This is a genomic window from Streptomyces sp. NPDC088732, assembly GCF_044751205.1.
Classification (GTDB): domain Bacteria; phylum Actinomycetota; class Actinomycetes; order Streptomycetales; family Streptomycetaceae; genus Actinacidiphila.
Genome location: NZ_JBIVLI010000012.1, coordinates 229,221 through 243,460 on the forward strand (window position 1 = coordinate 229,221; position 14,240 = coordinate 243,460).

At 73.6% G+C, this 14,240-nt stretch carries 13 protein-coding genes; 8 read left to right on the forward strand and 5 right to left on the reverse strand.

Annotation, left to right across the window (positions count from 1 at the left end; all coding sequences use genetic code 11):
* Positions 1-111: 111 nt before the first annotated feature.
* From ACIP9H_RS21890 to ACIP9H_RS21905, 4 genes are all read right to left on the reverse strand, one after another.
* Positions 112-2,988, reverse strand: a complete 2,877-nt coding sequence (locus ACIP9H_RS21890) for an NHLP bacteriocin export ABC transporter permease/ATPase subunit (RefSeq protein ID WP_401593800.1) — start codon at positions 2,986-2,988, stop codon at positions 112-114.
* Position 2,989: 1 nt separating this feature from the next.
* Positions 2,990-5,110 (reverse strand): NHLP family bacteriocin export ABC transporter peptidase/permease/ATPase subunit, encoded by a 2,121-nt coding sequence (locus tag ACIP9H_RS21895; protein WP_401594026.1) that lies wholly within the window; start codon positions 5,108-5,110, stop codon positions 2,990-2,992.
* Positions 5,111-5,223: 113 nt separating this feature from the next.
* Complete coding sequence (locus tag ACIP9H_RS21900) at positions 5,224-6,030, reverse strand: HlyD family efflux transporter periplasmic adaptor subunit (protein WP_401593797.1); 807 nt, start codon at positions 6,028-6,030, stop codon at positions 5,224-5,226.
* 121 nt (positions 6,031-6,151) lie between these two features.
* Positions 6,152-6,379, reverse strand: coding sequence for a type A2 lantipeptide (locus ACIP9H_RS21905; protein ID WP_360911726.1), 228 nt, complete (start codon positions 6,377-6,379; stop codon positions 6,152-6,154).
* A 375-nt stretch (positions 6,380-6,754) separates the two neighbouring features.
* Between ACIP9H_RS21905 and ACIP9H_RS21910 the strand changes: the two genes are divergently transcribed.
* From ACIP9H_RS21910 to ACIP9H_RS21925, 4 genes are all read left to right on the forward strand, one after another.
* Positions 6,755-7,624: an alpha/beta fold hydrolase gene (locus tag ACIP9H_RS21910; RefSeq protein WP_401593794.1), complete on the forward strand. Its 870-nt coding sequence runs from the start codon at positions 6,755-6,757 to the stop codon at positions 7,622-7,624.
* Between the two features lie 69 nt (positions 7,625-7,693).
* Entirely contained in the window at positions 7,694-8,230 is a 537-nt protein-coding gene (locus ACIP9H_RS21915) for a hypothetical protein (RefSeq protein WP_401593791.1), read from the forward strand.
* Positions 8,231-8,271: 41 nt separating this feature from the next.
* Positions 8,272-9,465 (forward strand): sensor histidine kinase, encoded by a 1,194-nt coding sequence (locus ACIP9H_RS21920; RefSeq protein ID WP_401960260.1) that lies wholly within the window; start codon positions 8,272-8,274, stop codon positions 9,463-9,465.
* Entirely contained in the window at positions 9,458-10,123 is a 666-nt protein-coding gene (locus tag ACIP9H_RS21925; RefSeq protein WP_401593785.1) for a response regulator, read from the forward strand. The genes ACIP9H_RS21920 and ACIP9H_RS21925 overlap by 8 nt, the downstream gene beginning before the upstream one ends.
* A gap of 200 nt (positions 10,124-10,323) precedes the next feature.
* On the opposite strand, the gene ACIP9H_RS21930 is transcribed toward ACIP9H_RS21925, so the two are convergent.
* Positions 10,324-11,022 (reverse strand): GntR family transcriptional regulator, encoded by a 699-nt coding sequence (locus ACIP9H_RS21930; RefSeq protein WP_401593783.1) that lies wholly within the window; start codon positions 11,020-11,022, stop codon positions 10,324-10,326.
* Positions 11,023-11,131: 109 nt separating this feature from the next.
* On the opposite strand from ACIP9H_RS21930, the gene ACIP9H_RS21935 reads away from it, so the two are divergent.
* The 4 genes from ACIP9H_RS21935 to ACIP9H_RS21950 are packed head-to-tail and all read left to right on the forward strand — an operon-like array spanning position 11,132 to position 14,223.
* Positions 11,132-11,914, forward strand: a complete 783-nt coding sequence (locus ACIP9H_RS21935) for a putative hydro-lyase (RefSeq protein WP_401593780.1) — start codon at positions 11,132-11,134, stop codon at positions 11,912-11,914.
* Between the two features lie 49 nt (positions 11,915-11,963).
* Positions 11,964-12,728, forward strand: a complete 765-nt coding sequence (locus tag ACIP9H_RS21940; RefSeq protein ID WP_401593778.1) for a LamB/YcsF family protein — start codon at positions 11,964-11,966, stop codon at positions 12,726-12,728.
* Positions 12,725-13,363 (forward strand): allophanate hydrolase subunit 1, encoded by a 639-nt coding sequence (locus ACIP9H_RS21945; protein WP_401593775.1) that lies wholly within the window; start codon positions 12,725-12,727, stop codon positions 13,361-13,363. Before ACIP9H_RS21940 ends, ACIP9H_RS21945 begins: the two co-directional genes overlap by 4 nt.
* On the forward strand, positions 13,360-14,223 hold the full coding sequence (locus tag ACIP9H_RS21950; protein WP_401593773.1) for a biotin-dependent carboxyltransferase family protein: 864 nt from the start codon (positions 13,360-13,362) through the stop codon (positions 14,221-14,223). Before ACIP9H_RS21945 ends, ACIP9H_RS21950 begins: the two co-directional genes overlap by 4 nt.
* Positions 14,224-14,240 lie beyond the last annotated feature (17 nt).

Below are 14,240 nucleotides of genomic sequence, written 5' to 3' on the forward strand. Positions count from 1 at the left end.
ATCGCTGACATCAGCCTACGATCCACCGACTCCGGGGCAGGGCTGATTCCGCACAGAGTTCCGGATCGGCCACGTGGCCCGGCCGGGTTCCGCGGGGCCCGGACCGCGTGATCACGCCATTTGACGGCGGACGAGTTCGCGGAGCCGGCCCCCGGGGTCCGCGAGGAGGTCGGCGGGGCGTCCCTGCTCCACGACCCGGCCGTCGGACATGACGACGACGCGGTCCGCGTCCATGACCGTGGTGAGCCGGTGCGCGATGACGACGCGGCTGGCGCGCAGGGCGCGGGTGCTCTCGATGACGACCCGCTGCGTCTCGTTGTCGAGCGCGCTGGTGGCCTCGTCGAAGAAGAGGATGCGCGGGCGGCGGACGAGGGCCTGGGCGATCATGAGGCGCTGCCGCTGGCCTCCGGAGACCGTCGCGCCCCCGGAGATCATGGTGTGCAGCCCCATCGGCATCCGTTTGATGTCCTCCGCCAGGCCCGCCATCGCGGCCGCCTCCCACGCCTCCTCCTGTGTGAAGGCCTCGGCGCCGCAGATGCAGTCCAGGATGGAGCCGGTGAGCGGCTGGGCGTTCTGCAGGACGACGCCACACTGCCGGCGCACCGCGGCCTGGTCCAGGGCCGCGAGGTCCTGGCCGTCGTACAGCACGCTGCCGGCCGCGGGCCGGTCGAAGCCGATGAGCAGCCGCAGCAGGGTGGACTTGCCGCAGCCGCTGGGACCCACGATCGCCACGAACTCGCCGGGCCGCACCTCCAAGGACACGTCGTCCAGGACCAGGGGGCCGTCCGCGGACCAGCGAAAGGAGAGCCCCCGGGCCTCGATCGCCCCGGACAGCTCGCCGGGCTGGGTGCTGGCGCCCCGCACCTCGGGGAGCTGGTCGAGCACCGGCTTGATGTGCTCGTACATCGGCAGCGCGGCGGCGGCCGAGACCAGCGCCCCGGTGAGCTGGGTGACCGCGGTGAGCAGCATCGTCACGGCGGTGCTGAAGGTGAGGAAGCCGCTCGCGGACAGCGAGCCGCGGGCCGGTCCCGCCAGCAGCACGAACAGCAGCAGCGAGCACAGCGGGAGGTAGACCGCGTTGAGCACGCCCGTGAGGTTCCTGATCCGCCCGGTGCGCTGCTGGAGGTCCCGGCTGCGGGCGAACTCGCGGGCCCAGGCCGCGTAGGCGAAGCTCTCGGCGGCCGCGACGCGCAGCTTCGGCAGCCCGCGCAGGGTCTGGAACGCCTGGTTGTTGAGCTTGTTGCCCAGCTCGACCAGCTGCCGCTGCCACCGCAGTTGCCACAGCCCGAGGCCGAGGAAGACGGCGGCGATCACGATCAGCATGCCGATCGCGACCAGCGCCAGCGGGACGCTGAACACCAGCAGCAGGACGATGTTCATGGCGCCGACGGTGCCCGACTGGACGGCGACCGGGCCGACGCCGGCGAGGACGCGGCGGATGGCGCTGACGCCCATCGCGGCGCTCGCCAGTTCACCCGTCGAGCGCTCCGAGAAGAAGGACGTCGGCAGCCGCAGCAGCCGGTCCCAGACCGCGGGCTGCAAGGTGGCCTCGATGCGGCCCTCCACCCGCAGCAGCGTGAGGTTCTGCAGCAGCATGAAGGCCGCCGACACCACGCTGCTGACGATGATCGCGCACGAGACCTGCACGATCAGCCCGGTCTCCGCGCCGGGCACGTACCGGCCGAGCACCTGCCCGGTGGCGATCGGCACCAGCGCGCCGAGCAGCACGGTGATCAGCCCGCTGAGGATCAGGGCGCGCAGGTCGGAGCCGGTTCCGCGCAGGCTGAAACGCAGCAACCGCCAGGGGCGCAGGGGGTGTTCGGGCAGCGGCCGGTAGAACATCACCGCCTGCGGGGCGAACTCCGCGGCGTTGCCGGCCGTGACGCGGATGCGGCTGCCGCTGGCGGGGTTGACCGCGTCGTAGCCGCCCCGCCGCCACAGCAGCGCGACCGGCGTCCCCGACGCTGCCCGGTGCCCGACCAGCGGGCCGGCGTTCTCCCGCCACCACCGGCCGTCGAGCCGCACGGGGCGGGTGCGGATCCGCGACCCGACCGCGATGCGCTCGACCGGGTCGACGCGGTCGACCACGTCGACCCGGCCGACCCGGCCGACCCGGTCCCCGGCCGTTCCGCTCGCGGACGGGGACACGAGCGTGATCCCCGCGGCGCGGGCGACCACCCGGCAGACGGCCCAGGTCGTGTCGTCCGAGGCCGCCGAGGCACGGGACGGCGCCTTGCGGGAGCGGGCGATGGACGCGAGGAGCGCCTGGTCGGCCTGCTCGCGGACGGCCTCGCCGGCCCGGATGCCCGCGGCGGTGCGGTCCTCGTGGGCCTGCTCCAGCCGCTCGATCCAGCGGTCGAGCGTGGACAGCAGCCGGTACTGCTGGTTGACCATGCCCTGCCACATCGCGGCGTCGAGCAGCAGGTCGCCCGCCGCCTCGGTGCTGTAGGCCGCTCCGTACTGGACGCTGCCGGGGGCGACGGGGAGCCAGAGGATGTCGTCGTCCGCCACGGCCTCGTCCGCCGAGGTGCGGCCGTCCAGGGGGGCCTCGTACAGCACGCGCTGGCTGCGCCCCACACCGAGCGCGAACGCCTGCTCCAGCAGGCTCAGCGCCTGCTCCTGGGTGTCGTACGCCCAGGCGCCGTCGTACCCGGGGCGGTGCAGTTCGCGCAGCGGGACGCGGCGCAGGACGCAGGACGGCAGCGGGCGCCCGACGAGCGTGTGCTGCGGGCCCTCGACGGGTCCCAGCAGCAGGGTGCCCGCCTCCAGCCGGCCGAGGAAGTGCCAGTGCCCCTGCTGGGCCGCGTCGACGGCGAACAGGTCGAGGGAGCCCGCCACGACCAGCCACAGGACGTGCGGCCCCTCCAGGGGCAGGCTGCGCAGTCCCGCGCAGTCCACCGGCGTGCCGAGGCCGCCGAGGGCCGCGATCACCGGGTCGCCGGTGGTGCCGGCGGCGTCGGCAGCGTCGGCGGGTTGTACGGGGATCACGTCAGTGCTCCTTGACCAGGTGGGCGTAGGCCCCGCCTGCGGCGACGAGGTCCTCGTGCCGCCCGCGCTCCACGACGGAGCCGTGGTCGAGCACCACGATCTCGTCGCTGTCGCGCACGGTGCTGAGCCGGTGCGCGATCACCACGCAGGCGCAGCCGCGCCGCCGCAGGTTGTCGATGATGAGCTGCTCGGTCGTGGCGTCCAGGGCGCTGGTCACCTCGTCCAGCACCAGGATGCTGGGGCGGCGCACCAGCGCCCGCGCGATCTCCAGCCGCTGCCGCTGCCCGCCGGAGAAGTTGCGGCCGTCCTGCTCGACACGGCTGTGGATGCCGCCGGGACGGCGGGCGATCACGTCGTCGTACAGGGCGGCGTCGCGCAGGGCGGTCACCACGTCCTCGTCGGGGATGGACGGGTCCCACAGCGCCACGTTGTCGCGCACCGTTCCCTCGAAGAGGAAGACGTCCTGGTCGACGAAGGAGACGGAGGCGGCGAGCACACTGCGCGGGATGTCCTCCAGGCGCTGTCCGTCGATGCGGATCGCGCCCTTCCAGGGGCTGTACAGACCCGAGACGAGGCGCGAGACCGTCGACTTGCCGCTGCCGGAGCCGCCGACCAGCGCCACCTGCTGCCCGGGGGCGACCGAGAGCGAGAACCCCGTCAGCAGCGGCTTGTCGAGCGGGCTGTAGCCGAACGTGATCTCCTCCAGCGTCACGTGGCCCTTGAGCCGGCGGGTGCCGGCCTCGGCCTCGGGCCGCGAATAGAGCGCGTCCACGGGGAAGTTCTCCACGTCCTTGAGCCGGGCGACGTCCGCCGCGAAGTCCTGGATGCGTCCCGCGACACCGTTCAGCCGGGTCACGGGCGCGGTGAAGCGGGTGACCAGCGCCTGGAAGGCGACGAGCAGGCCGATGGAGATGTGGCCCTCCACCGCCCGCAGGCCGCCGATCCAGAGGATGAGCGCGCTGTTGAGCGTGGCGAGCGTGGGCGCGACCACCGACAGCCAGGCGCTCGGCACCCCCAGCCGCTGCTGCTCCTCCAGGGTGACCGCGTGCTGGCCCGCCCAGCGGCGGAAGTAGCCGTTCTCGCCGCCGGTGGCCTTCATGGTCTCGATCGACTGGAGGCCGGTGTAGGCGGTGTTGGTCAGCCGGGCGTTGTCGGCCCGCAGCTTCTGCGTCCGGGTCGCCCGCAGCCGGACCACGACCCGCATGGCGACGACGTTGAGCAGCGCGATCCCCACGCCCAGGACGGTCAGTTGCGGGTCGTAGCTCCACAGCAGCAGGGCGTAGAGGACGACCACGATCCCGTCCACCGCCGCGGAGGCCAGGTCGCGGGCCAGGGTCTCGGCGACGGCGTCGTTGGACTGCAGGCGCTGCACCAGGTCGGCGGGGCTGCGCTGGGTGAAGAAGGCGACCGGCAGCCGGAGCAGGTGGCGCAGGAAGCGGGCGCTGCCCAGCGTCGAGGAGATGACGCGGCCGCGCAGCAGGTTGGACTGCTGCACCGCGGTGAGGGCGGCGGTGAGCGCCACCATGGCGGCCATCCCCGCGAACAGCACACCGAGCAGCGAGGTCTGCTGCCCGATCAGGAACAGATCGATGTACGTGCGGCTGAGCGCGGGCAGCGCCGCGCCGACCCCGACCAGCAGCAGGCTGGCCAGCAGGGCCGTCAGCAGGGTGCCGCCGGTGCCGCGCAGGCGGGTGGGCAGTGCGGCGAGCACACCGGGTCTGCGGCCGCCGCGCTGGAAGTCCAGACCGGGTTCGAAGGTGAGGACGACACCGGTGAAGCTGGTGTCGAAGTCCTCCAGCGGCACGAAACGGCGGCCCTTGTCGGGGTCGTTGACGTGCACGCCGCGCCGGCCGAGGCGGCGGCCCGTGCCGTCGTAGACGACGTAGTGGTTGAACTCCCAGAACAGGATGGCCGGGGCGCGCACGCCGGTCAGCGCGGCCGTCTCCATCTGCATGCCCTTGGCGCGCAGCCCGTATCCGCGGGCCGCCTTGAGCAGGTTGCTGGCCCGGGAGCCGTCGCGGGAGACACCGCAGGCGATCCGCAGTTCCTCCAGCGCCACGTGGCGGCCGTAGTGGCCCAGCACCATGGCCAGGGAGGCGGCGCCGCACTCCACCGCCTCCATCTGGAGCACGGTGGGGGTGCGCACCGACGGGTAGCGGCGCGGTTTGCGGGACTTGGGCCGGGGGCGGGTGTCGCCCCGCCGGTGGCCGACCTGGGGCGGGGGAGCGGTCGCGGTCACGGGAGCAGCCAATCGAGCGGGCGCTGGGCGGCGAGGTGCACGGCGCCGTCGGCCAGGGTCATGGAGTCGAGGGCGTACGGCGGCCCGTCGGAGGACGACCACGCGTAGCCGGACGCGGTGCGGCGCGAGGTGTCCAGCCGCACCTGGACCGCGACGGGGCGCCCGGCGCGGGCGAAGGCCTGTGCGAGCTGGCCGTCCCCGAGGTAGGCGGTGATCTGCCGGGCCGTCTGCACGGTCCGCCCCACGGCCTGCACATGGCCGCGCAGCACGCCGTAGCGCTGCTGGGAGACCGATTCGACGGTCAGGTCGACGGCGGCGCCGACCGGCACGGTGGAGGCGCTGCCCGCGGGCACGTACAAGGTGGCGGTCAGCGGGTCGCCGGTGTGGGCGACGCGCTCCACGGCCGCCACGTCCGTACCGACGGTGACGACCGTGCCGATGGTGGCCGCCAGCGCGGTCACCCGGCCCGCGTCCACGGTGCGGATCAGGACGTCGCCGTCCGGGGTGCGCACTTTGAGCAGGGGCGCGTCGGCGGGCAGTCGCCCGCCTTCCTCGGCGAACACCCGGGTGACCTGTCCGGCCACCGGGCTTTGCAGCACATAACTGCCCTGGCCGTGTGTGAGAATTCCCGGGGCGTCCATTGTGGATGCGACGGAACCGGTGACCGCCCAGAATGCGGCGGCGGCCGTCGCGACAATCGCGACGGACATCACGAGGACGCCCCGCGGTTTTGCGAAACGCACCGGGAGATCGAGCTCCTCGGGCGATTGCAGCTTGGTGAGGGCTTTTTGTCGGAACTGCACTGGACTCTTCCCTCGGCCGTATTATTCGTTGTCGGTCGCCGGGGCCCTGTGCGTACAGCCCGCGGGCACGCCCGTGGGCCCCGGAAGGGAGGTTGCCGGGGCCCACGGTTGCGGTGCCGTCTCAGAGACCGGCGACGAGGCCGGTGGCCAGGCCGGTGACCGCGCCGGTGTTCAGGCCGGTGAGGCCCTCGACCGTGCCGACGACGCCGGCGACGGTGCCCGAGACCGGGGCGATGGAGTCGACGGTGCCGGTCACGTTGCTGACCAGGCCGCCCACCAGGCCACCGGAGACGTTGTCGAGGTCGGCGTCGGAAATCTCGCGGGTCTCGACCTGCGGGGTGAAGTTCATGATGGTGCTTCCCTTCGTGCTGACAGATATCGAGTGGCGAATCAGGGAGGACCTCCCGCCACCGCTGAGGATCCAAGCACGGGGTCGCGTGGCCCAGCCAATTGCCGGTGCGCGTGTTCGAATGTGGTTCGGATTGTCGACTTCACGTCGGGTCCCGAATTCCCACGGCTTGGTGCCAGGTTCTTCACGCGGAAGTGATGGACCGGCCCCGGCGGAACCGGGCACTCCGGATCAAAGGCCGCGCGGCGGAGGGTAGACCGGACGGCCGGTCGGGCGCGATATGTCGTCGGCGTGTGCGGTGTGCAGATTTACCGGAGGTAATGCGCCGGGCGGTAGCGTGGCACCCGGTGATCGACTCGGTTCGGGAGGTCTCGCATGCCCCACAGCGCACCGGTGGACGGATTCCGGCTCGCCTACGACCGCTGGGGTGCGGGCGCGCCGGTCGTGCTGCTCCACGGGTGGCCGGGCGACCGCGGCGACTACCGCGATCTGATCCCCCTGCTGGCGGGATTCTGCGACGTGGTCGTCCCCGACCTGCGCGGTTTCGGCGGCTCGGACAAGCACGCCGCCGAGCCCGCCGAGCAGTACGACTCCGCCGCCCAGGCGCGCAGCGTCCTCGGGCTGGTCCGCGAACTCGGCCTGCAGCGGCCGGTGCTGGCCGGCTACGACATCGGCAGCCGCGTCGCGCAGACCGTGGCGCGCGACCATCCGGACGAGGTGCGCGCGCTCGTCGTCGCCCCGCCGCTGCCGGGCATCGGGCGGCGCATGCTCGACCCGGGCGCACAGCGGGAGTTCTGGTACCAGTGGTTCCACCGGCTCCCGCTCTCCGAGGAGCTGATCGACGGGGACCCGGTGGCGGTGCGCACGTACCTGCGGCACTTCTGGACGCACTGGTCCGGGCCGTCCTTCACCCCCGACGAGGGGCGGCTGCTCCGCCTGGTCGGCTCCTACGGCCCGCCGGGCTCCTTCACCGCGTCCCTCGCCTGGTACCGGGCGGGCGCCGGCGCGGTGGCGAACGCGCTCGCGGAGACGGCACCGGCGGCGGAGGAGCGGATCACCGTGCCGACCGCGGTGCTCTGGCCCGAGTTCGATCCGCTCTTCCCCCGTGCGTGGTCCGACCGGCTGGCGGAGTTCTTCACCGACGTGACCCTCGAACTCGTCGACGGGGTGGGGCACTTCGCGCCCGTGGAGTACCCGGGGCCCTTCGCGGCGGCGATCCGCCGTGCGGTGGAGGGGGAGCCCTAGCCGATCTCCACCCCCGGTTCCACCCCTGGGTCCAGGTGCCGCGGGCCCCGCGTCGGCACGCTGGAGGGCATGACAGCAACCGAGTGGATCACGGACATCGCCCTCATCCTCGTCGTCTTCCGGCAGCTGCGGGAAGACCGCCTGCGCCCCCTGACGTTCCTCCTCCCGCTCGGGATCGTGGCCTTCGTGGCCCGCACGTATCTCGACACGGTCCCCACCGCCGGCAACGACCTGGTCCTGATCGGCACCCTGATCGGCGTCGGTGCCGTGCTGGGGGTCGCCGGCGGGGTCTACACCCGGGTCCGGGCCTCCGGCGAGCACATCCTGATCAAGGCCGGTGCGGTCTCGGCGGTCCTGTGGGTGCTCGGCATGGGCGCGCGGATGGGTTTCCAGATGTGGGTGGAGCACGGCGGCGGCGCGGACGACGTCGGCCGGTTCAGCGTGGCCCACCACATCACCAGCAGCCAGGCCTGGGTCGCGGCCTTCGTCCTCATGGCCCTCACCGAGGTGGTGACACGGCTGGCCACGATCTTCGTCCGGAGCCGGATGGTGGTCCGCACCCGGCGGACCGCGTCCGCCGCGCCCGCCCTCGACCACGTGGTGTGACCGTGACCTTGTCCGGAACACCGGTGGGCTATGGTCGGGCCATGCCCGCCGCCACGCCCCCCTCGCCCGGGCCGGCCCCGTCCCCGGGGGACGGCCCGCGGAAGGTTCCGGGGCGGGACCTGCGGGTGCAGTGGATCATCCCGGCCGCCGTCGTCGTCGCGGGGGCGCTGACCATCCGGCCGATGGGCCTCGGCGGCCAGGGCCTGGTGGTGCTCCTGCTCTTCCTGGTCAACTGCGCGGCGCTGCTGATCCGGACCCTGCCCGAGGCGAAGGTGCCCCAGCGGGCCGCCCTGGTCTGGTTCGCACTCGGCATCGTCGCGGCGGCCGCGCTGCTCGGCGCCGGCGACAGCGGGACGACCTACCTCTTCGCCTTCTTCATCAGCGGTCACCTCGGGTACCGGCTGGAGACCAGGTGGGCGCTGGGCCTCGCGCTGCTGTGCAGCGTGCTGTGCGGCGGCGTCCTGTACTACCGCCTGGGGCAGGGCCATGACGTACTGCCGTGGGCCCTCGGGCTCGCCGCGGGCGCCCCGGTGCTGGCGGGGATACTCAACCGCAGCCACCACGAGGCCGTGCGGGCCGCGCTCGCGGCGGCAGAGTCCGCCGAACGCGTCGCCCGGGCCGAGGCGCAGACGGCCGTGCTGACCGAGCGCAGCAGGATCGCCCGGGACGTGCACGACGTACTGGCGCACTCCCTCGCGGGGATCAACATGCAGCTGGAACTGGCCGACGCGCTGCTCGACACCGGGGACCTGGACAAGGTCCGCGAGGCCACCACCAAGGCGCACGGCATGGTCAAGGACAGCCTGAAGCAGGCGCAGTGGACCGTGCACGCGCTGCGCGAGGACGCCCTGCCGCTGGTCGAGAGCCTGTCCGCGATGGTCGAGTCGTCCGGCCATCGCGACGCGCTCGCCGTCACCGGCGCCGTCCGCGAGGTGCCGGCCCCGGTGACCCAGAACCTGCTGCGGATCGCCCAGGAGTCCTTGACCAATGCCGCCCGGCACGCCCCGGGCGGCGAGGTCCGCGTGGAGCTGGCGTTCGCCCCGTCCTCGACGGCGCTGACGATCCGCAACCGCCCCGCGACCCGTACCGTGACCACGGGCGCCGGGAGCGGGATGGGACTGATCGGGATGCGCGAACGCGTCGCCCTGCTGGGCGGGACCATCACCGCGGGTCCGGTCACCGAGGGACCGGACGAGGGCGGCTGGCAGGTGGAGGCAGTGATCCCCGATGAATGAGCAGACCGGGAACCGGACGCCGCTGCGGGTGGTCGTCGCCGACGACCAGGCCGCCGTCCGCGAGCCGCTCGCGGCCGTGCTCGCGCTGTCCGAGGACATCGACGTCGTCGCGGCCGCCGCGAACGGGGCCGAGGTGCTGGCCGCGGTCGCGGACGGGCCGGTGGACGTGGTGCTGATGGACCTGCGCATGCCCGTGATGGACGGGACCGAGGCGACCCGCAGGCTGAGCGAGGAGCACCCCGACGTGGCCGTGGTCGTGCTGACCACGTTCGCCGACGACGACTCGATCCTGGCCGCGCTGAGCGCCGGGGCCCGGGGCTATCTGACCAAGAACGCGGGCCGGCAGGACATCCTCCGCGCGATCGTGGCGGCCGCCGCGGGCCAGTCCGTGCTCGACCGCGAGGTGCAGAACCGGCTCCTCGCCACGGTGCGCCCCGGTCCGCAGGAGCCGGTGCGGCCGCTGCCCGCGGACATCACCCCGCGTGAGCGCGAGGTGCTCACGCTCATCGGCCGGGGGCTGCCGAACCGGGCCATCGCCGAGAAGCTGTTCATCAGCGAGGCCACGGTCAAGACGCACATCAACAACCTCTTCGCCAAGGCGGGGATCCGGGACCGGGCCGACGCCGTGCGCCGCGCCATAGCGGCGGGGCTGGCCTGATCTCCGCGCCGCGGCAGGCGCCCCGGACGGTCCAACGGAAAGTGTGTTCTGCCCTCTTGAGGGATCGTTGAACAATCCTTACATTGGTGGGCACGCCCGGTCCGCAGCACCGCCTGCCCCTGTGAGGTCGCCATGACAGCAACCCCGCGCCGCCCCCCGATCGTGAACGACGACCGTGCCCGCCGCTTCGTGCGCCGCGCTCACGTCAGGGCGACGGACTCCGAGTAGCGCCGTACGAGTTGCCGCTCCGCATCGTCCAGGTACGACGCGAGCAGCAGCTCGGCCTTGACCAGATCGGCGGCCCGCAGGGCGGTGAGCAGCTCGCGGTTGCGGCCGAGGTAGGGCTCGTGGAACTCGCGCGGATTGTCCATCGCGTGGAAGACCAGGCGGAGTTCGGCGAGGACGCCGGTCATCAGCTCGGTCAGCCGCCGGCTGTGCGCCAGGTCCACCACCGCGTGGTGGAAGTGGATGTTGGCTGTGCCGAGTGCTCGCCAGTCGTCCTCCCCGGCGGCGCGCTCGCCCTCCTCGACGGCGGCCTCCGCGGGCGTCAGGTCGTACGGCGGGGCGCCGAGATGGCGGACCACCGAGCACTCCACGAGGCGGCGCACGCGGTAGATGTCCACCACGTCCTGCACGGTCAGGACCCGTACGAAGACGCCCCGGTTGAGCTCGTGGACGAGCAGCTTCTCGTGCGTCAGCAACCGGAACGCCTCGCGCAGCGTGTTGCGCGAGACACCGAGGGCCGTGCCGATGGCGTCCTCGGAGAGCTTGGTCCCGGGGGACAGGAAGCCCTCGGAGATCCGGGTGCGCAGGATGTCCGCGACCCGGTCGGCGGTGCTGGAACGCCCCAGCAGGGCACGGTCGCCGGCCAGAACGGCCGGATCGAGCTCGGCTGCCATGTCACATCCCTCGTCTCACGGGCTCGCAGAGCCCCAGTCAATCGAAAACCCGGGGACGAGACAACAGGTTCCTTGTCGGATTGTTCAACGAGAATCTAGGGTGGCAACTGTGAAGGAATCCCTTCTGACCCCGTCGGCGGCCCGGACGATGTTCCGGGACGGCACCGCCCGGCCCACCACCGGCTGGTGCTCCGCCTACACGCAGGTCAACCTGATCGCCGTGCCCGCCGACTGGGCCCAGGACGTGGCCCTGTTCTGCCGGCGCAACCCCAAGCCGTGCCCGCTGCTGGACATCACCGAGCCCGGCGCCCGGAGCACCGCGCTCGCCCCCGGCGCCGACCTGCGCACCGACCTCCCGCGCTACCGGGTCTGGGAGAACGGGGTGCTGGTCGAGGAGCCCCAGGACGTCGTCCGCCACTGGCGCGACGACATGGTCTCCTTCCTCATCGGCTGCAGCTTCACCTTCGAGACCGCGCTGCGCGGTGCCGGGGTGCCGCTGCGCCACGTCGACCAGGGCCGCAACGTCGCGATGTACCGCACCAACCGCTACTGCCGCCCCGCCGGCCGGCTGTGGGGGCCTGTCGTGGTGTCGATGCGGCCGGTCCCGGCGGGGCTCGTCGGCACCGCGGTCCGGGTCACCGCGCGGATGCCCGGCGTCCACGGCGGCCCCGTCCACATCGGGAACCCGGCCGCCCTGGGCATAGCGGACCTGAACCGCCCCGACTACGGCGACCCCGTGCAGGCCGAGCCCGGCGACGTGCCCGTCTTCTGGGCCTGCGGGGTGACGCCGCAGGCCGCACTGATGGCCTCGCGCCCGCCGTTCGCCATCACGCACGCGCCGGGGTACATGTTCATCACCGACATCCGGGACGTCGACCAGCAGGTCGCGTGAGACGGCACCCGCAAGGTTGCGAGGAGAAGCGAGGAGAGCCGCACCACCCATGACCCACACCGTGATCGACCTCAACGCGGACCTCGGAGAAGGCTTCGGACGCTGGTCCCTGACCGACGACGAGGCCATGCTCTCCGTGGTGACCAGCGCCAACGTCGCGTGCGGTTTCCACGCGGGCGACCCCTCCATCATGCGGCGGGTGTGCGACCGCGCCGCGGCCGCCGGCATCCGGATCGGCGCCCAGGTCTCCTACCGGGACCTGGCCGGATTCGGGCGCCGGGCGATGGAGGTGCCCCCGGAGGAACTGGCCGACGAGATCAGCTACCAGATCGGCGCGCTGGAGGTGTTCGCCCGCGCCGCGGGCACGGGCGTCGCGTACGTCAAGCCGCACGGCGCCCTCTACAACCGCGTGGTCGCCGACGCCGGGCAGGCCCTCGCGGTCGCCCGGGGCACCCGGCTCGCCGGCCCCGCGCTCCCCGTGCTGTGCCTGCCGGGCTCCGCGCTGCACCAGGCGGCGGCCGAACTCGGGCTCCCCACCGTCGCGGAGGCCTTCGCGGACCGCGCCTACACCGCGGAGGGCACCCTCGTGCCGCGCCGCACACCGGGCGCGGTCCTCACCGATCCCGACCGGGTCGTCCGGCAGGCCGTCGCCCTCGCCCGCGACGGCCAGGTCACGGCGATCACCGGCGAGACCGTCACCGTCCGCGCCCGGTCCCTGTGCCTGCACGGGGACACCCCCGGCGCCGTGGGACTCGCCCGCCGGGTCCGCGCCGCCCTCGGCGAGGCCGGCCTGGAACTGGAGGCCTTCGCATGAGGCTGCTGCCGGTCGGCGAGGACGCGCTCCTGCTCGACCTCGACTCCTCCGAGCAGGCCCAGGCCTGCCACGCCGAACTCCTGCGCCGCCGCGACCGGGGCGCCCTCCCGGCGGTGCGCGAGATCGTGCCGGGGGACCGCACCGTACTGCTGGACGGCGTCCCCGATCTCCCCGCCGTGCGCGCCGTGCTGCGCGACTGGCCGGTGCCGTCGCTGCCGCCGGACAGCGGGCCCCTGGTGGACATCCCCGTCCGGTACGACGGCGCGGACCTCGGGGTCGTCGCCGAGACCTGGGGCGTGTCGCGGGACGAGGTCGTACGCCTGCACTCCGGCACCGAACACCGCGTCGCCTTCTGCGGGTTCGCACCCGGCTTCGCCTACATGACGGGCATGGACGAGCGGTACGCCGTCCCCCGGCGGGCCGAGCCCCGCACCTCGGTCCCCGCCGGCTCCGTCGCGCTCGCCGGGCACTACACCGGCATCTACCCGCGGGCGTCGCCCGGCGGCTGGCAGGTGATCGGCACGACCGATGCGCGGCTGTGGGACCTCGGCCGGGAGCCCGCGGCCCTGCTCGTACCGGGGACGCGCGTGCGCTTCACCCGGGTCGGGGACGCGGAGGGGGAGACGGACGCGTGAGCCACGGCACCCTCGTCGTCGTCCGCGCCGGGGCCCTCACCACCGTGCAGGACCTGGGCCGGTACGGGCACGCCGCGCTCGGCGTGGCCCGTTCCGGGGCCCTGGACGGGCCCGCGCACCGGCTGGCCAACCGCCTGGCCGGCAACCCCGCCGGAGCGGCCACTTTGGAGACCACGCTGACCGGGGTCGCCGTCCGGGCCGGCCGCGCCCTGACGGCCGTGGTCACCGGTGCCCCCGCGGCCGTCCGGGTGGACGGCCGCCCGGCGGCGTGGGCCGAGCCCGTGCACGTCCCGGCCGGTGCCGTCCTCGACATCGGCCCCGCCACGAGCGGCGTGCGCAGCTATATCGCCGTCTCCGGGGGCGTCGCCGTGCCGGAGGTGCTGGGCAGCCGCTCCGCGGACCTGCTGTCGGGACTCGGCCCCGCGCCGCTCGCGGACGGCGACGTGCTGCCGCTCGGCGCTCCCGCGGGTCCGCCCGTCCACACCGATCTGCCGCCCTGGCAGGGGCCGCCGGGCGAACTGGTGCTGCCGGTCCTCCTCGGCCCGCGCGACGACTGGTTCAACCGCGCCGCGCTGCGCACCCTCACCGCGGGGCACTGGACCGTCTCCCCGCACAGCAACCGCATCGCGCTGCGGACCGTCGGCCCCGCCCTGGAGCGGGCCGTGGCACGAGAACTGCCGAGTGAGGGCATGGTCGTCGGCGCGGTCCAGGTGCCCCCGGACGGCAGGCCCGTCCTGTTCCTCGCCGACTCCCCGACCACCGGCGGCTATCCCGTCATCGGCGTCGTCCCCGAACGCCACCTGGCGCCGGCGGCCCAGGCCGCACCGGGCCTGCCGGTGCGGTTCACCCTCCTGCGCTGAGCAGTGCGCGCGGTGCG